Raw genomic sequence first — 20,330 nt, 5'->3', positions numbered from 1 at the left:
TTGTGGAGGGTTTTAAACGTCCTCCAGTAATGTACATTGATTGTGAACCCCTATTATGTACTCCCCCCCTTTCAACAGGTACCTATATTAAATGTACCTAGTAACAAAAGTCTTTTAAATGTCTTTAAGGACTAAAGTGGTGCCTGCGGAACAAAGATGCCTGTCACTACCCGAATTTTGAGTTATTTTGTCGAAAAGAAAATCTATTCCAATAGAAGCATTGAAATGGATTTTAGATTCCCGGTAGCTTTGCTAAGTAAGAGAGAACATATTCCTACTCAATATTACAAATAACATAATATTTCCCCGGAAATATTCGACATAAATGACTATCTAAAACTAAAACATATTAACACTAATTTTCTCCTTTTCTTCTTTTTCACCATAAATCCCCTATACATCCTAGGCTTTTCCACATCATCACCTGGGAAATAAGCTAATATTTCATCCAGCCAACATCTCATTTCCTAACCTATTCATACCGGTAATTACTCCAAGGGATTGCTCTGGTCTTTCTAACACCTTTGCTTTAACTGGATTTAGGTGTCTGTATCTGCTGACTTTTAACATTCCTATACCGGACTCGACTATTTAATCCTAATACCTTCTTATGACCACTAAATTTGTAATTTGTATTATAATAATCCTCGTATCTTTATTCATAAGTGACATCACCATGGAAATTGGTTGATCCTTGAACAGTTATGGTAAGTGAAAGTGATTGCTCATAGGACAATATGAAGCAAGTTTACAAGGGGGTTTCTGGGGATTGTTCGGAGTAAGTATAAAAAGGTTTTATAATCACCCTCATCCATAAAGAGGGCATCTCGTCTATTTCCTCTGCAAACAATGTGATAGAACGCGTTTGGCATCCATATTCTTTTCTTTCTTGGCAATGTAGAACTCCTCCTTTTGATTATTCATTCTTAAAATAGCCTATTTGCGTAAGGGCGTCAAAACTATAAAATTATGAATTAAGTCACCAAATACAGACATTTTCATAAAAAGTGCAATCACAAAATCAAATAATCGTTACGTATTTAGAATTTTAACCATGAAATTATCCCTAAAATTACATTTCGCAAAAGTAAAAAGCTATATGACTCAAATCAGTATGAAGTCCTTCACACGTAATGAATCAAATAGCTTTATTTATTCGACATGAATCGAGTTATATCGAGGAGTGACAGGCACCCTACCCTACATTGCTAACGAAATAAACATTTTTCCAATGTTTAATATTGCTCGTTCATCGATATTAAATTTCGGATGATGGTGTGGGTAAACAGCATTTATTTCTTCGTTTCTGCCCCCTATAGTAAAGTAAACACTAGGGACTTCCTTAGTATAATAAGCAAAATCTTCGCTTCCCATCATCGGGGCATCTGTTATTACATTTTCCTCATTAAATAATCCTATTGCTACTTCCATTACTCTCTTTGTTTCCTCAGGATTATTATAAATGGATGGACAATCTTTAATATATTCCAATTCAACTCCTGCCCCATTCGCAGCACAAGTGGATTGTGTTACACTTTTCAAGGCTTCTTCAATAACAGTACGTGCTTCCTCATCAAATGTACGAACGGTTCCCTTAATTACAGCAGTATCTGGAATAATATTATTGCCTTCACCACTATGAAACGATCCAACCGTTAAAGCAGCTCCTTGTAATGGGTTGACACGGCGACTTATGATTTGCTGCAGATTGACTACTAATTGACTTCCAGTTACAAGTGGGTCAATCGTTAAATGTGGTTGGTTCCCATGACCACCTTTGCCATATATCGTGATGTTAAAATCATCCTGTGCAGCAGAAAAATATCCCTCTTTAATACTAACCGTACCGAAATCTTCCGTTGACATAACATGAGCACCATACATGACTTCCACACCATCTAAGGCTCCATCTTTAATCATCGGTTCTGCACCTCCCGGAGTAACTTCCTCGGCAAATTGGTGAATAAATTTAACCGTACCAGGAACTTCATCTTGAAACTCCGTTAGGACTTTGGCAACCCCTAATAATGATGCAGTGTGCAGGTCATGACCACATGCGTGCATAACCCCAGGAACACGAGATTTAAATGGGACATCTGTCTCCTCTTGAATTGGTAACGCGTCAAAGTCTGCACGAAAGGCAACAGTTTTTCCTGGCTTGCCACCTCGCAGTGTAGCAACAACACCCCTTCCACCTACTTCAGTCCGTACTTCTAATCCAAGCCCTTCCAAGTACGCCGCAATCTTTTTCGGTGTATCTACTTCCGTATTAGAAAGTTCTGGATACATATGAAAATCACGACGAATTTCCACTAACTCAGGATAAATATCTTCTAATCTATTAAACATTTTAGCTAACATACTACATTACCTCCTGGGACAGAGGGTCAGTTTTCCTGTCCCATTACATATTTTACTGGGACACCTTTTCTGACCCCATGTCCCTACCAAATAAACAAGTGTGCTACCATTACAAATATTGCTCCTAATGCATATTGAATTAATATTAATGGAAATATCCATTTCATCCATTTAATCCATGGAATTTTGGCAAGGGCTAGGGAGGCCATTAGTACTCCAGCTGTTGGTGTGAAAGCATTAGAGATTCCATCGCCATATTGAAATGCAAGTACTGCTGTTTGGCGGCTAACGCCCACTAAATCACCAAGTGGTGCCATAATTGGCATACTTATTGCTGCTTGTCCGCTTCCAGATGGAACGATAAAGTTTAATAGACTTTGAACACCGAACATACCGATTGCAGCTAATGCAGTCGGTAGATCAGCAACGGCATTGGAGACATGGTATAGTACAGTGTCAATCGTATTGGAGTCTTGTAAAATCCGTAACACACCATAGGCAAAACCCACAATTAATGCGCCCTGTACCATTTCTTCACAGCCTTTTAAAAATGCACCGGCCATTTCATTCATTTTAAATTTCGCAATAATTCCAACCACTATCCCCATAATTATGAAAAGAGCAGCAATTTCTGTAATATACCAACCTTCTAATATAACACCCAATGCTAACCCAACTAAGGTAAGTCCTAGCACTAGTAATATAGTAATCTGTCTTTTGGTTAAAGTTTGCTGTTCAACACCACCACTTACTTCACGCTTTTGATCAGCAGCATACATGATGCTTCTCGCTGGATCCTTTTTAACTTTTCTAGCATAAAGCATGACATAAGCAATGGTTACCCCAACAAAAATCAACCAAAATACAAATCGAACACCCATTCCAGAGAATGTCGGTAACCCAGCAATTCCTTGTGCAACTCCTACAGTAAAAGGATTCATAAACGCAGCACCAAAGCCGGCATAAACCCCGACAATGATCATCGCTGTACCTGTAATGGAATCAAAACCTAATCTTATTGCTAGCGGCACGGCAATTAGAATAAATGGGATTACTTCCTCTGCCATTCCCCATGTGCCGCCACAAATTGCCAAGAATATCATAATAAAGGGGATAATTAAGATTTCTTTTCCATTCAATTTATTGGTAAGCGTCCCAAAGGCAGCTTCAATTGTTTTTGTAGCTGTTAAGATACCAAAAGCCCCACCAACAATAAATATAAAGAAAATAATACCTGCTGCATCTACCATTCCAAGATGTAACGATTCAAATAATTGCATAAACCCAGTTGGGCTAGCTTCCATTGTTTGATAGGTTCCATCTAAAACGATGGAACGGCCATGGTCATCAACAGTTCGTTCATATTGTCCCGCCGGAATAATATACGTCAGAACAGCGGTAATCACCATTAATCCAAATAAAATAATAAAACTATGTGGAAATTCAAATTTTTTCCGTGATTTTTCTTTTTGTGTACTCATGATGCACATCCCTTTCTGTGTTTAACTTTCTGGGTGTGCATAGAAAACTTGGAGAAGTATGTATGTTGAAGATCTCTTGTTTCTACAGGTGAATCCAATACCCGGGCCCGATGTATTAGAACTCCTAAAAAAACAAAAAAAGACAACGATAGGAAAATAACCTAACATAGTCTCTAGATACAATACGTTATCCTCCATCCTGATCAGTAGTTCTCCATGCACTTGTTAAATTGCATGACAGTATGCTCCTTTTTCAGAAAGCATCCCAGCAGTAAAGAATTTGACCTTCATTACGCTTCGGCAAATAATCCTTTCGGCAATCCTCATCGATGTCATACTCCGATTGCTTACTCATACTACTCGCACCTCTACCTCATCGAATGACAAGGTTCAATATGAAATTGAAATACAATAATAAATATTATCAGAATCTATCAATTTGTCAAGAGATACTGTAAAAATAAAATATGTAACTTGTCTTGCCCAATCCCAAAGCTATATGTATAGTTTACATATACCATACTAGATAATGAGTGATTCCTATGAATTCTTACCATAAAACTATTAAAGTTTCAGAAAACCCAGATTATCGATATCTGAAAATAGTTTACGGAATAGCTATTATAATAACCATCCTATTTGGCTTGGCCAGTAGAAAATATGGCTATCACCTCCCCGAGTTTATCGCGAATCATTCCGGTGATGCACTCTGGGCCATGATGGTCTATTTTGGATTCCGTTTATTTCTTGTTCGTGGAAATATGATAAAGGTTGTTATCCTTAGCTTCCTATTTAGCTACGGAATTGAATTCAGTCAATTATACCAGGAAGAATGGATTAATCAGATTCGTAGTCATTCACTTGGCGCATTAATTCTAGGTAGGGGTTTTCTTTTTATTGACCTCGTACGGTATTCAATAGGGATTCTTATTGCTGTCATCATAGATAAGGTCGTACTGATTTGGTCCAGTAAATTATTTTCTAGTTAGGAAATTAAAACTCCCAATACTAGGTGGCTCAGAGCCAGTTAAGATTGGGAGCTTTAATAAATTGGTATTATTTAACAGATATTCCACGTTACCCATTTGACAAAAAGGAACAAACTTCGGGGTATGACAGGCACCAAAAAAGCCTTGGGACAGTCACTTATAAGGCATCTAATACTTCCCCAGTTTCTCCGTCCTCGATTTTTCCTTCTATCATATTCCCATTCCTTGCATTAATCTTTAATATAGCCTTGTCCGCTTCTTTGTTCTCTAATTGAATGTGCCAGATATCTCCGCCAAATTCTGTTTCATTCATTGGAATGAACTCAATAAATTCAACTTTTGTATATTCATCTGGCGCTAATTCCTTTGCGATTTCAATTGCTTCATCTTTAGATATCGGTTGAGTCGCTAGTAGACCAATAACTAGAATAGCAGTTAAAACAAGAATAATGATCCATGGCGTTTTGCTAGATTTAGTTCCCAAAATGTATCCCTCAATTTTTCTGCATTTTAATCCATTTTAACATAGTATGAAAATGCGTAAAAACAATAAGAAGAAGCCATTTGCAACTGTATTGAATTTTCACATAAAACTTCTTATCACACCCAATATCTTTCGATAATTTCCGAGCATATTCGGAGGAGTGACAGGCACTACTATGCAGATACACCCTACAAACTAGTAATCATGAAACAAGCTACCCACACATAAAATAAATACTACTAATTTTTCAGTGGGTAAGCATTAGTTCATGTAATAGAACAAAAATATAGAGAGAATGAATAAATATACTGTTAAGGGATTTAGCCCACGATCTTTTACGGAGGGGAAAACGATGTGTGTTCAAAGCTTGCAAAGTAGAAAAGCAATTCAAATTTGCCGTTCAGTGTACAGTAGGGAAGAATTACAAGAAATTGAATCCTATGCAGAGCGTGGAGGGGCTAGAATCATCAAAACTTCTACATCAAACAATGGTGGCAGAATGTCAGTTTGGATGGAATTAGATTTTAAGAAAAGACAATTTTGACATCAAATAGGAGGTCAACTATGCATGAGCATGGATGAACTCCTTCATTTTTTTATATTAACCTTAAATTCGGAAAAAGTTTTTGCATAAAACCAACTTTTTCTAGAGCTTCAAACCATGGTACAGCATACGCTTCTGTAATTTTATCCGGTACTTCGGACAGATACAATCTTTAAATAGCATGAAATAATAGGAGTGTAAGAATTTATGGATAAATTTCATAAAAACACTTCCATTCTATGGACAAGGAATCGTACAGAGTTATTTGCACGGTAGCCTTACTAGCATAGCTTTATTAAGCCCCAATATCTTGCATCTCTTCTTTTTAGATGAGTTTGTTTTTTTGTATAATTATTTTGTCTTACTACTTACTATTGTATGGATACAAATTGACCAGACTATATTGTCGTTTGTAAGTCAGGTTTAAATTTGAATATTTATGTATTCTAGTGAACAGGTGGCAGACGCTCGGCAACCTATCAAATTCGCACCACCTGTTCCTATTCTCGCGAGAACATGGCTGTAACTCGCGCGTAAAAAGTAGATTCGCGTGCCACAGAGCTCCCGCCTCGCGACTTTTCGGATTCCGTGCGCGACTCTAACTCTATCACGCGTGATTTTCCCTAGCTCCCGCGTGACTCTGGTTCTATCTCGCGCACATTCTAAAAGTTTCCATAGTGACCAAAACTAGTCCATCAAATATACGACATAATAAAAGGGAGTTGCGCTTCAAGCAACTCCCTTCTCTTCATAACAACCTTATTCTAATGTAATCAGAAGTCTCATGTACTCCTATCTAGGTGTTCTACAACTAGGACATACTTTTTCCGTTGATTCATATTGATTGCCACAGTTACGACAAAACACCACTCCTACTTCAATAGCTGATTGCTGTGGGTACATTTTGGTAGCCTTCGGTGCAGGAACATGTTTTTCTTTCTTTTTTACATTTGATTGATAACTTAACACGACAAGTAAGGTGATGACATTCACGATTAAACTTGCCAAAATTAGAAGATTTGTAAGTGATGTTAATTCTTCAAACAAATGTCTTCCTCCTTACCCTGCCTTTTCTTCCATTTCTACTTCATTCGAAACATTGTTTTTCTTTCTATAAAGGAAGAATGCAGCTAAAGCCACGCCGATGACACCAACACCTCCAAGAGAACCGATAAATAATGGAGTATTATTATACCAACGAACTAACAGGTTGGTTGTGACAAGAAAATCCTTCACTTCGGTTGTTATTTCGTTTCCAGCAGCATCAGTTGCTAGGATAGTTACTTCCTGGGTCGAATTGGAGTTCGGAATGACAAATGTATAATTTTCCCCATCTTCCACAAAGTTGATTTCTTCGTTATTTAGGTTAATCTTTACTTGATCTAAAACAAGATTGTCCTTGATAGAAATCGTTGCTGTTTTACTATCTACTGCATATTGCTCCCCATCTTCAATATCAATCGGAACAACTACTGGATTTGTCTTATCAATTCCAAATGAGATTTCTGCTTTTTTAGTTTCATCAATATTCTCATTGGTATTCCCAGCAGCGTCTTCTGAGTAGAAAGCAATCGTATATCGACCATCACCAGTAAAAAGCTCTTTGTGGATCGTATACGTGTATTGACTCCACTTATCTTCTCCACCTGTCTCACTAATCGTATAATCTTCTCCAACTACTAAGTCAGTAGGTGAACCATTGTGCGTCATTTTTAAGGAAATAGAATCCTTATCTAGACTGTTTACATTGGTTTCAGTTACGATAATATCCTGTTCTTTTTGAACATATTTACCTACAAGGGCATCTAACGAATCATCAAAGGCATAAACAGAACCAAAACGGTTTACGGAAAATCGAATTTCTTCGGTAGTTTCGTTTCCAGCTAGGTCAACCAGTGTTGCCGTTAAGGTGTAAAGATCATCATTCTCCTTTGTTCTTGCGAAATCATCAAAGATAAACACCTGGCCATTGTTTCGGCCTGAATATTCTCCTTCAATTTTAACTTCCCCACGATTGGAGCCGGTTAGCTCAATCTTAACTGAATCTGGGTCAAAGTTGGTATCAGAATATCTAATAATCGGAGCGACTTCACCATTATTAGCTGACATATCCTCAACACCTATAATAGTTAATTCCGGTTCCGTTTGATCAACATGGAATTCCTGTGGTGAAAAATCATCCGCAACATTTCCTGCCATATCCGTATAGTCAATATCAAATCTATACAAGGCGTCATTACTGTATACAATGGATGCTGTATGAACATCTCCATTTCTAGTCCAACCACTTAAGCTTGGAAAATTCACTACTTCTCCGTCATGGAATGCTGTTCCAATAACTTCAATACGACTTGGATCAAAGTTATGCTCTGTTACGGATATAGTTGCGGTTCTTGCTGTATTATAGTAATTTTCGTTCATCGCATCATCCGTATCATAAGACACATTAATCACAGGTTTCGTTTTATCAATCGTAAAGGAATCCTGTGCAACAGGTGCCGCCTTATTCCCTGCATTATCCGTATATTGAATATCGAATGTATAGTCCCCATCTGCACTATACGTAATTGTTGCAGTATGCGTCGTTAAGTCTGGATTATTACTATTTTTACGACTGGACCAACCATTTAGTGTTGGAATGACATTATCTGTGTTTGTAATTACATGTATAACATCTTCCGGTTTAAAGTTTCGTTCTGTTATAGTAATGGTTGCCGTTCGATTTTCTTTATAATAATCTTGGTGCTGTGGATCTGGCGAATTATTATCATACGTAACATCTATCGAAGGAGATGTCTTATCAATACTAAATGTAATTTCCTCTTCAGACGTATGACCCGCTCTATCTGTCATTTTCACTCTAACCTTAATATCATTACTATTGTGATCGACCGCTATTGTTTTCTTCATTTCTGTTACCAGGTTTAATTGAGTTCTAGTCTGTTTCCAGCCTTGTGTATTACTACCATCTGCGTACGTTTTATCATTATTCAGCTTTAGCTTACCACTTTGGTTGTTACCTGTATCGTAAGGGGCAACGACAGTCCATTCAATTTCCTCAATTCCAGAATAAGTATCGGTTACCGTTAATTCGACATTTACATTGTTCGAATAGAGATCTACCCCATTATTATCTTTAAATGGTGCTTTCGCTCGATCAAGTTTGATATGTGTCTCTTTGTTATGCTGAGCATTATTTTCTACAACCATACCGTTCGGTGCGATATAAGGACTTATATTATGGACGTAGTCGGTAGCCTGTGCAAAAATTTGTCCCTTAAATGCTTTCGGTACATTAACGGTTACACTGTTTTTGGTTGGGATAGGAGTAATACTAGTAATCTCTGATTCTTTGATTTCCTTTAGGGAACCATCTTTTAGAGCTGCATAGTATTTTCCATTTTCATGGTCTCTTAAATAAACCGTTATAGTCTTCAGATTACTAGTAAACTGTTTATCTACTTTCGGATCTTTCCCACTGATTTTCACCTGGGTTGGCTCTTTAAAGTAATAACCATACTCTGTTAATTCAAGGGACTTCTTAAATTGATCGGTTTCATCAACTTTAACAAAACCGTTCTTACCTTTTACAGAGAATGCATAGTTCGTGATGATTGGTTTGGTTTTGTCGATATAGATTTTGGTTTCCGCTTCATTCTCATTTCCGGCATTATCCACTACAGATACCGATACCAGATAGGAACCATCTTCATTCCCTACAATATCTTTGTGATTCGTATTGATCCGATAAGCATCTGGCTTTTGCTGCATTTCATCTAAATCCGAGTAGTCATACTCATATTTCTTTCCATTGACATCAATGATGACGGTGTTGATACCAGAATCTACATCCTCTGCAGTAATTTCAAATGTTACGTCACCATTGTATTGGTTCTTATAGGATTTAACTCCTTTATCTGGTTTAACATCGATTGATACCTTAGGTTTTTTCTTTTCAACTACAATGTTAGAGTTTGTATTAGAAACTATATTAGAATTTCCCTCTGTAACAGGATAAGTGCCTACGTTATGTGCTAAGTCTGTAATATCTACTTCAAAAGCAGCATCAAAATTATCTACATCTAGAACGAAAACTGCTTCCCCTGTCAATTCATCTTCACTAATAGAAATATCATCTTGATTAACTGGCTGACCTTCCGTTGTTTTAAGCTCTATTTCTTCAATACCAGATGTTTCATCTTGGGTCTGAACAGTAATATGGACTTCCTTGTTAAAGAAGGTACCAAAGGTTAGGAAGTTTAATACCTTTGCAATGTTACCATCATTTTTCTGTTCAAACGTTACTGCCTCACCATCGATCAATTTAGCGTTCGTTTTATCAATATAAAACTCCTCCGCTTCAAAGTCTTCGGATGTATTCCCAGCCGTATCGCTAACCACAAAATCATAATGATACAGTGCATCTTCTTCAAAGACGATAGTGGCTTGGTGAACATCTCCGTCTGAACTCCATTCACTTAAAGGTGGAAGGGCTTCTATAGACTCACCAATAATCGTAGTAGATCCACTAATCTCTACACGGTTTGGATCAAAATTATGTTCCGTCACGGTAATCGTTGCAATTCTTTTTTCATTATAGTAGTTACCATTTGCAACATCATTATTGTCATAAGTTACACTTACCTCAGGGGCACTTTGGTCAATGGTAAATGTTTGGTCTTCCACCTCTGGAGCAGGATTACTCGCACTGTCTGTATAAGAAATACTAAAGTTATAATCCCCGTCGCCAGTAAATGCAATGGTTGCAATATGTTTTGTTTTATCAGGATGTTCTCCTTCTTCAGGTTCCACTTTTGTCCATTCACTAAATACTGGAATATCTCCACCAGTATTAGTAATTTCGTATTGGACATCTTCCGGGTTAAAGTTACGCTCTGTAATGGTAATGGTAGCAGTTCGGCTTTGATCATAAATGTCCCCATTTTCTTCATCAGGCGTATTATTATCATACTCAATCTCTAATTCTGGAGCTGTCTTATCAATACTTAACTTGAGTTCTTCCTCCGAAGTATTCCCCGCTCTATCTGTCATTTTGACGCGGACCACAATGTCATTACTATTATGGTTTACGTTTATTGTTTTCTTCATTTCGGTTACAAGGTTATGGTCGATTTGGGATTGTACCCATCCGGATGAATTACTTCCATTTCCATAGGATTTATCATTATTAATCGTTAAACTGCCATATTGATTTTTATCTGTGTCATGTGGGGCTTCTACCGACCATTCGATCTTCGCAATCCCTGAATACGTATCTGTTACCGTTAATTCGACAGGTTGATCTTCATTATAGAGATCAACACCTTGGTTATCTTTGTACGTTGTTCCAGCCTTTGAAAAGGCAATATGTTCTTCTTGACTATGTTGTTCAGGACTTTCCACGATGGTACCTTGTGCCGATTCGAAAGCACCTGTATTCCCGACAGGATCGGTAGCCTTTGCTACGATTTCCCCTTTAAATGAAGCAGGTACTTCAAAAGAGACTTCACTTTCAGTTGGTATTGGAGTAATTTGATATATTGCTCCACTATCTCCAAGTAGTTCTATCGAGCCATCTTCTAACACAGCATAATATTTTCCTTCTGCGTCTTTTAGATACACTACCATAGACTCAACACCACTAGTATGCTCACCAGAAACTACTTGATCTTCTGCAACAACGGTAACCACAAGGTCCTTTTTAAAGTAGTAGCCATATTCCGTTTGTTCTACATAATCTTCTAGGATATCTTCCTCATCAATAACTTTCCGTTCGTTACCGTCAGTAGTTTCTAAGTAAATCCCCTTAATAACCGGGCTTGATTTATCCACATAAACGGTCTTTTCTGTTGTTGATGTATTTCCAGCATTATCAATCACATAGACCGATACGGTAAACTTCCCATTATCACTATCCATGGCATCTGTGGAAATTGTATACGTTGCCTGGTTGGTTTGCTCCGAATGATAAGTATGAGAATCAATTTCCTCACCATTCACCGATATAACAACCTCGTTTAACCCCGAATCCGTATCTTCTGCATCTATATTTAATGAAACATCTTGATTAAACTCCTGCCCATCTTCCAACTCAGCCCCCGTAGTTCCTGAAGTCAGATAAATATCAGCTGTAGGATCTACTTTTTCAATCATAATAATTCCGTTATTATCCGCATCAATATTGGAATTATCTTTAGTTATCAGGTATGGTTCGGATGTATTGTTCGTTCGATCAGTTAACACAACAGATAAAGAACCAGTGAATTCCTCCTTATCAATCGTAAATATCTGTGTGGCAGTCGATCCTTTCCTAGTAAACTCGCCTTTTTCAATATCTACTGTCTCTTCACTTCCAGTTGCCTTTAAATCGATGGATTCAATTCCAGCACCCTTATCCTCTGCTCGAACAGTAATTTCAACTTCTTTATTAAAGAATGTTCCGAATGAAAGGAAGTTAATAAATTCTGACATATTATTACTATTCACTTGTTCGAATGTTACGGCTTCCCCATTGATTAATGACGGTACTGTTTTATCAATATTTACATCTACTGGTTGTACGGTTACATTTCCGGCTTCGTCTTCTGCCCAAATACTATAAATTCCGCTGTACTCTTCTTCTGGGATCATAAATTCAAACGTATTGGTTGTTTTATCAAATGTTGCTTCTGTTCCATTATCAGGAGAGTACTCTCCCTTGGCATAATAAACATTTACAATTTCAGGAGAATAAGTAAAATCATTCTCTTCGAAAGTTTGCTCAACATCTTTAGCTTTACCTGTTACCGTTACCCCACCACTGAACCAAACAGTATTATCAATGGTAACTTCATGTGAACCAGCTAGTGAAACTTCACTTATTTCAGGCTGTTGTTCATCGAAATGAATTAGAAAATTAGGATCGAAGGATATCTTTTCCTTTCTCATCCCCTTACCTATTTCTATTTCCTTGATGGTTGTATTCTCATCAATTATTACTTCTTTCTTCCAATTCCAGAAACCCCATTGACCATTGAGCTTTATCATTGCCTTAGAATCCAATGGTTTAATCCTTACCCGGGCATCATTTGAATAAATATATATATTTTTACTAGCATCAAAGTCTATTAGTTTCCCTGTAGAATCGATTACTTCAATCGATACATATTCCTCCCAAGGTTGCTTAGCGGGAGTAATTTCTTCAAATTCAACCACAATATTGTGGTTTTCAACAATACCAACTATTTCATAGAAGTAAGTCCCATCTTCTTGTAGAACAGCATCTACTACAGAAACAGTATTATCTGTTAGAGACTTAATTTGGTAGTCTTCATCCGGTGTAATTTCGATTGTGACTTCACCATTTTCATCATGTTCAACTTCTAAAAGTTCCGGATTTATGGTACCATTTTCACCATTCACACTAGTAGTAATCTGGTATTTATTAATAGCGAATGAGATTTCAACCGAATGGTCTTTATCTATATTAGGAAAACTATGTTCAAAACTACCATCATCCAAAAGTTTATCTAAAAAGTCAAACTCTTCCCCATCAATTATAATCTCATCTATATGAAACCCTGTATTTGGAATGACGGTAAATGATGGATTAGTTCCATGGCTTGCCGTAATTTTGCCTTCAGCTGCATCGATAACATTACCAATTTCATCTTCGACTGTTCCATTTTCATAACTAGAAAAACTTATAGAGTAAATCTTTTTCGCAAAGTTCACGTCAATTAATGTATCTGCAGTAACCTGGATAGTTTCTTCAAAACTTCCCTCATCGGGTATATCTTTTTCTACTCCACCAATTATTATCGATTCAATCTCAGAGTTGTCATGTGGTGTTATATTAACTACGATACTGTCACCATCTTTAATTTTAAGCGGATTCACGTATTCCTCATCACCAATTGTTACAATACCAGAACCTGAACTTGAAGAAGTATCTACAGTTACTTCAAAAGTCGTTTCAGGTTCTGGATTTGGTTCAGGGTCTGAACCAGGATCTGGACCTATTTCCACAATTTCATGCTGCCCTGAAGTCCAATTGTATTTGTAGTACTCCGTGGAACTATCCTTAACAACTATACTAAAGGTCTTCTCTTCCCCATTTTGAGTTACAACAAAATCAAACGTATTATTCCCTTGTAAGTCCGCATTAGTAATTTTCGAAAACTTAACGATACCGTTATCGTCTGTTACACCAGAATCCTTTACTATTCCATCCGTATTGCTGGCCTCAACAGTGGCACCTGCTATAGCAACAGTTTCACCCTCAACCTCACCGTTTTCTACAATCTCCAAAGTAAACACACCAGGTTCCTCAGTATTTTCCGCAGTCCCCTCAGCCGTTGCAACCAACAATCCTATCGGTACATAGTAAGAAAGTAGCATAAAGACTAGAATAATAGACATCACACGATTTAACCTTAGCTTATTCTTCGCTTTCATTTATTTCCCCTCCTCATTCTTACTCTCGTGACAACAAACATAATTTAACCCCATTGTTCTAATCCCTTAATCTCTTACATCATCACTAATTGTTTCGTCTGTATGCGTAATCTTCATATCCTTCACCATAGTAAAACTAATTTCTCTTCTCTTAGGACGATCTTCTGGGTACAACTCATCTGTGTTCCCTAACAACACCGTCTCATCGTCATCTACTAATATTTGTGTACCATCATTTAACAACTGAGTCTCATCCGCTAAAACTTGAGTTTCGTCTACCAACAGCTCTGTTTCATCTAGTAGAAGTTCCGTCTCGTCAATTAGCAACTCGGTTTCGTCCAACTGCTTCTTAGTTACCATATATGTTGATGGAACTGGGGTTGCCCCTACTTTCATACGTTCTAATTTCCTAGATGTGGCGATGTTTCCAGTTTGTCTACTTCCATCTATACCTTCACTCTTCATGGGGCCAGTTTTTCTCATCTTCCCAGTTTTCCATAGTCTTTTAGATTTCGGTATTGGCTCGGTTAATTCTCCGCGATCTAAATTATATGGACTAGGTTCATAGCGTCTATATACTTTTTTACCAGATTGTTCCCTGATTGCCTGGATATGTTTTTTGGCATTTTTCCCACTCAAATCCCCGTAAACCGCTCGAATATTCATTTTGAAAAACATAATAATGACTATAATAAATAGTATTCCTGAAAGGGAATAGCCAACTATAGAAACAATCTGCCATGCTGCTGCATCCATCCATATCCCTCCCACTTAACTTTCAAATGCATTATCAATTGCCTTTTCAGTTGTTAGAATCCGGTTCATAATATCTTCTTTCATCGCTTCTGTCTTATCGGTTGTAACGGAAACTTGTTTTGTTCCTTCTGTTATCGTTTCAAAAACAGAACGAATATCTGCTTCCTCTACCCCATCCGCTTTAAACTTTCTAGCATACGTTTCAATAGAATTCATGGCCATTCGGTAGAGTTCTAGTTTTACAATTTCATTTTCATCTGGGTTATCTGAAATTTTTATGACTAACGCTTTCAATGGCTTCCAGTATTCTTGATATTTTCCTTTATCGGAAGCTTCTTCTATATGGAGATTAATATCCTTGTTGAATTCTCCAATTTCTCGATAAATAGTTGCCATTTGAAGGTCAACATTTTTAATATCATTTGTCCAATATTCTTCTACATCTTCAAACCACCGGATAGAGTTTGTCATTCTAGTAATTTGATTGTCCGTTGTTTCAGATTTACCATAATCGTAATAATACCAGTAGTTTTTCCCTAATTCGAATGCTAGTTCGGCGAAATTGTCTTGTTCTCTGAGAGCAGCTAAATTAGGATTTACTTTCTTCATTAACTTTGCTTCCTCTTCTGTAGTGAAAGATGTATCACTTCTCAAGGTTTTAATTAATTCTATGTAAGCTCTTGTATCTTCTGGTTTAATGTCAATCGCGTTCAGATAATAATCTACTTTACTTAAATCATTTGTCGCTGTGCCGGCCGATTGCATATTAAACTCGTAATCCGAGTTATCCGTACGAACTTTCATTCCCTGGCCAAATATCCCAACAAATAAACATAAAAAAGCTAAGCCTGTAACCACACTAAATTTCCGTAGCTGGGATTTCTGTTTTGCCCTGTAAGCATCATCTATTTCTTCATAATGATTTAGTGCATATAACAGTTCTGCACAGGATTGATACCGATCATCTGGATTTAGCTGCGTACATTTTAAGATAATTTTTTCCAGACCACCAGATAAGTTAGAATTCCACTTTCTAATTGGATAAAGCTCGTATGGTGGTTCACTTGGATTATGTCCTGTAACAAGGTGGTACATCGTAACACCGAGACAGTAGACATCAGTACGAGGATCTGTTTGCCCCTTACCCCCAAATTGTTCTGGTGCAGCATATCCTTTCGTACCGAGACTTACCGTATCATCTAAATTCTGTTCCTTAAATTCTCTTGCAATCCCGAAGTCAATAAGTTTCAGACTTCCATCCGGCCTAAGCATGACATTAGCAGGCTTCATATCACGGTAAATAATCGGTGGGTCACATGTATGTAAGTAATCAAGCACATCACATAATTGCATCGCCCAATCTATCACAACGTCTTGAGGTTGTGCCCCATACTCATCAATTACCTTACTTAGTGGCTCCCCTTCGATATAGTCCATAATGACATAAATTACATCACCATTATCAATAATATCTACAATCCGGGGTAGTGCTGGATGGTCTAGTCTTTTTATTAAGTTTGCTTCCGCAATGGCACTTTGAATAACCACTTCATTATTCGTCTTGTCTCTTGCACTCTTGTCAATCTCTTTAACTGCCCATTGTTTATTAAGACGTTTATCCATGGCAAGATATACTTTGGACATACCGCCCTTACCAATCATCTTTAATATTTCATATTTACCATCTATTACTGAACCGATATCTGCCAAAACAAATTCCCCATCCTTACAGTATTTTGACAATTACAACAGAAATATTATCTGTTTCTTGTCGTTCTTTGTTTAACTCAACCAGCCTTTTTGCTTTTTTCTCCATCTCTATTTCATCCTGTAGGGTTTCTGGTAAGAAGGCGGTATACATTTCTTCTTCTGTAATCATATGACGAAAACCATCGGAACAAAGCACATATACCTCACCAGCCTTTACCCTACCTTGAATAAAGTCAGGTTCTACAAGCCTTGAAGCCCCAATACATTGTAAGAGGACATTTCTTCGTGAATCTCTCTTTGCTTCTTCTGGCGTTAATCGACCATGTCTGATTTCTCTAGCAACTAATGTCTGGTCCTCTGTTAATTGATGGATTCCTGAATCCAAGCGATATAATCTTGTATCGCCTACATGAGCGATGAGCATAAACTTCGAATCAACTACTAACATTGCCGTTAATGTTGTTCCTAGATTACTCCTTATCTTTCTACCATAAGTGCCAATTCGTTGGTTCTGCTCCTTAATGATTCGGTCCCAGCGGTACTGTATATCACTCCAATTTTCTCGGGAAAGCTGTTCAGGTAATTCTTGTTCAAACCAATCCGAGAAAGCATTAATAACAATGCTGCTCGCAACCTCTCCCTTGGAAAGACCACCCATACCATCACATATGACAGCTAATACAACCTTTCCAATCGATGTATCGGCAACCTTTAAACATATGCTATCTTCATTGTTTTTTTTCCTTAAGCCTGTATCGGTATGTACGGCCGTTAAAATATCCATACAAAAACCCCCTTGCTATATGTAAAATACGAAATCTTCATTTGCTAGTCTTATTTTTGTCCCTGAGAATATCTCTATCTCTTTGAGTACCGGGATAACCCGCTGATCCACGAATGTCTTATTCGTAGAATTATTATCGATAATATAGTAGCGTTCATCACGTGTAATAATATCAGCATGGCTACGACTAATCGTTTGATTATTAGAAATAAAATAGTCACAATACCTTTTTTCCTTACCAATTCGAAAAGAGGGCTTATCAATCGAGATTTTTTCTTGATTACTTTCTCTAATTAAATAAGGAAAAGATGGCTCTTCATATACATCAACATCTAGAACGGTTGTGCCATCTAAGTTTTCTGCACCTAATACGGTCGTTTCAAGGAAGCTTCCTGGGGTAACATGATTACCCATTGTAATTTCTTTCTCTTTTTTCCCCATTAATTCTAAAATGACTTTCTCAAAGTTATGAATGGAAAAAGGGGCATGATCATTAAAATACTGTAAATATGTAGAGACATAATTATGATCCTCGTGCTTATTAAATACGAGTCGAAATGGAATATCCTTAAAAAACTCAGAAATAAAAATCGGGTTATGGTTGTTTACAATCGGCCAAAATATACATTTTACTGCCTTCGTCCTATGGTCTAGAAAGATACAATCTACATCTAGCATCAAGTTGTTCATATTCATCAGGTTCGTTTCACATTGTTTGGCAATCCCCACAAGTTGATAGATTACTTCTAAAAACATTTTCCTATGGACAATACCACTAAAATATATATTCAGAGGCACCATGCCTTCTATTGAGCTCTTTAACAGAACACTATTCTTCTCCTTTTCCACATAAATCGGAAGAAGACTTGGAAACAACCCATTTGCAATGGAATGCAATTCGCGTTCATTAATTGCCTCATTCTGGACTAACCTATTTACCACGACATATTGATTTTTGTTAAGATCAACTTCTCCATTTCCCATGAGTCTCTCCTATATATATAATTGGAATCTTCCAAACTATTTGGCTTGAATTCCTATGAATGAGAAAAGATATGTACGAAAACATTCATTCGCTTGATTGCTCGTCACCCGAAATATGGTCTTCATATTAAGTTAGTGTGATTGGAATGTTGTGTATGTTCTTAGGGGATTCACTTAGTATATATAAATCTTCTGTAGATTATCATTATAATGGAGAACCTTTTATCAGAATAATTAACGTTTGTACATTTACACCTACGCTTTTGGTCATACTTCTCGTCAATATCGGCCATAGAATCGGAAGGCATCGCCATATTACAAAGCCCTATTCATAGCAAAAATAAGAGTCGCTATCCCCGACGACATGGAGTGGCAAATTACTAACATTAAAGGGGCTTCTTCATCAATTGCATCTGGTGGTTTTTAATCGTTCTTAAAGGTTGCTTCCTCAATGTCTCTTTTAAACCGAAGTGAACGATAAAAATAGTCAATTTTAGGGGGTTCATACGCTTCATCATCAGGTACTACTTCCACTTTTTGACTTACAAATGGCCTTAATACCTTTTCTTACTTTAGATACATTTCCATGACCTTACCTGTCTTATTTCTCCCCAGTATATATAGCTTAGTTATTTAAAGAGAACCCGGTAGGTAGTTGGTACTAAATTAGTTATATATGTAAATGTAGTCCTTTTTATACACCAAAAGGAGCAGTATATATATTATATTTCAATTTAGTTCCTTAGGAGCGTGCCATATTAAATTAACATAACGGCAATTTTCAAATGAATTACATAGTAAAATTCTACCATGCTAGTTCAAAATTTGTCACTGAGGCTAAAGGCCCCATTAAACATGACGTTTTCTATGAAATTGTCACTACAAGACTTCATATATTTCCCCAAAACTAGACTAAAGTCTTAGGTTTTTTTGTCGAACACCATAGAAAGGGACAGTCTCTCACTACACTAACGCGTTAGAGTGGTGAGGGACTGTCCCTTCTTAATTTATTTTGCTTCAAAATTGACTTCATTCAATCCACTAATTGAAATTTGCTGCCCTTCTTCCAAGGTTACCGTAACCTTCGTAACACCCATGTCACCAGTAGCATCGAGAATTTCATTCGTGCTCGGCAATCCCATATCATTGTAGACGACAAAATTACCCATTCCACTTGGAGTACTAGCATCATATCTACCTGGCTCAATATCTAATCCAACTTCCCATGAACCAGCAGAAAGCTTGTTGGAAATTTTGGTTTCAGCAGGTGTAAATTTCACAGCATCCAAGCCAGAAATCTCAATTTCCTGTCCATCTTCTAAATCAGTTGTAACACTAGATACTCCCATTTCAGTACTAGAATCCAGTATTTCATTAACTACTGGTAGTCCATCCTCATCATACACAAACAGATTTCCCATTCCATCCCCGGTAATAACGTAACGTCCTACTGGGATATCCGTTCCAACTTCGAATTTACCAGCATTAAGGGTCGTCTCCTCTGCTGAAGCGTTGTCACGGGTATTAGATTCTTCTGCAGGTTCCTCTTCTTCTGCACCTTCATCACCAGTGTCCGTCTCATTTTCCCCTGCCTCATCTTCATTATTTTGGGCATCTTCTGTCCCTGTATCCGTATCTTGTGGTTGGTCTTCCTCATCTCCACCACCGAAGAGTGCAAACAATAATATGATGATAACAATTAACCAAAACCACCATTTTTTATAAAAGGGTTTTTTATCATTTTCAGACATACTAAATCCCTCCTTATTTTGTGGTTTTAGTATGGACAATATTAATTGGA

12 protein-coding genes and 1 riboswitch are annotated in these 20,330 nt (G+C 37.2%); of the genes, 2 read left to right on the top strand and 10 right to left on the bottom strand.

Annotated features, from left to right (window positions below; translation table 11 throughout):
• Positions 1-1,200: 1,200 nt before the first annotated feature.
• Together TY11_RS12510 and TY11_RS12505 are read right to left on the bottom strand one after the other, a co-directional pair.
• Positions 1,201-2,361: a M20 metallopeptidase family protein gene (locus TY11_RS12510; protein ID WP_042146647.1), complete on the bottom strand. Its 1,161-nt coding sequence runs from the start codon at positions 2,359-2,361 to the stop codon at positions 1,201-1,203.
• 83 nt (positions 2,362-2,444) lie between these two features.
• Entirely contained in the window at positions 2,445-3,842 is a 1,398-nt protein-coding gene (locus TY11_RS12505; RefSeq protein ID WP_042146645.1) for a YfcC family protein, read from the bottom strand.
• Between the two features lie 199 nt (positions 3,843-4,041).
• A riboswitch (Lysine riboswitch) is annotated at positions 4,042-4,221 on the bottom strand.
• 163 nt (positions 4,222-4,384) lie between these two features.
• Here TY11_RS12505 and TY11_RS12500 point away from each other — a divergent pair.
• Positions 4,385-4,831 (top strand): ribosomal maturation YjgA family protein, encoded by a 447-nt coding sequence (locus TY11_RS12500; RefSeq protein ID WP_042146643.1) that lies wholly within the window; start codon positions 4,385-4,387, stop codon positions 4,829-4,831.
• Between the two features lie 157 nt (positions 4,832-4,988).
• Here TY11_RS12500 and TY11_RS12495 read toward each other — a convergent pair whose 3' ends face one another.
• A complete protein-coding gene (locus tag TY11_RS12495) occupies positions 4,989-5,315 on the bottom strand; it encodes a PepSY domain-containing protein (protein ID WP_042146641.1) in 327 nt (108 codons plus the stop codon).
• Positions 5,316-5,667: 352 nt separating this feature from the next.
• Between TY11_RS12495 and TY11_RS12490 the strand changes: the two genes are divergently transcribed.
• Complete coding sequence (locus tag TY11_RS12490; protein WP_042146640.1) at positions 5,668-5,859, top strand: hypothetical protein; 192 nt, start codon at positions 5,668-5,670, stop codon at positions 5,857-5,859.
• A gap of 792 nt (positions 5,860-6,651) precedes the next feature.
• Here the strand turns inward: TY11_RS12490 and TY11_RS12485 are convergent.
• The 7 genes from TY11_RS12485 to TY11_RS19865 form a co-directional block, all read right to left on the bottom strand.
• Positions 6,652-6,906: a zinc ribbon domain-containing protein gene (locus TY11_RS12485; protein ID WP_042146638.1), complete on the bottom strand. Its 255-nt coding sequence runs from the start codon at positions 6,904-6,906 to the stop codon at positions 6,652-6,654.
• A gap of 12 nt (positions 6,907-6,918) precedes the next feature.
• On the bottom strand, positions 6,919-14,295 hold the full coding sequence (locus TY11_RS12480; RefSeq protein WP_042146636.1) for an Ig-like domain repeat protein: 7,377 nt from the start codon (positions 14,293-14,295) through the stop codon (positions 6,919-6,921).
• 66 nt (positions 14,296-14,361) lie between these two features.
• Positions 14,362-15,051, bottom strand: coding sequence for a hypothetical protein (locus TY11_RS12475; RefSeq protein WP_042146634.1), 690 nt, complete (start codon positions 15,049-15,051; stop codon positions 14,362-14,364).
• Between the two features lie 15 nt (positions 15,052-15,066).
• Positions 15,067-16,761, bottom strand: coding sequence for a serine/threonine protein kinase (locus TY11_RS12470; RefSeq protein ID WP_042146633.1), 1,695 nt, complete (start codon positions 16,759-16,761; stop codon positions 15,067-15,069).
• A gap of 16 nt (positions 16,762-16,777) precedes the next feature.
• Entirely contained in the window at positions 16,778-17,545 is a 768-nt protein-coding gene (locus TY11_RS12465) for a PP2C family protein-serine/threonine phosphatase (RefSeq protein WP_042146630.1), read from the bottom strand.
• Between the two features lie 15 nt (positions 17,546-17,560).
• A complete protein-coding gene (locus tag TY11_RS19870; RefSeq protein ID WP_052345823.1) occupies positions 17,561-18,529 on the bottom strand; it encodes an FHA domain-containing protein in 969 nt (322 codons plus the stop codon).
• Positions 18,530-19,536: 1,007 nt separating this feature from the next.
• Positions 19,537-20,280: a hypothetical protein gene (locus TY11_RS19865; protein WP_052345822.1), complete on the bottom strand. Its 744-nt coding sequence runs from the start codon at positions 20,278-20,280 to the stop codon at positions 19,537-19,539.
• Positions 20,281-20,330 lie beyond the last annotated feature (50 nt).

It is taken from the genome of Paucisalibacillus algeriensis, from assembly GCF_000577245.1.
In the GTDB taxonomy this organism is placed as follows: Bacteria; Bacillota; Bacilli; order Bacillales; family Amphibacillaceae; genus Ornithinibacillus.
This window is presented reverse-complemented; position numbering and strand designations above follow the sequence as displayed.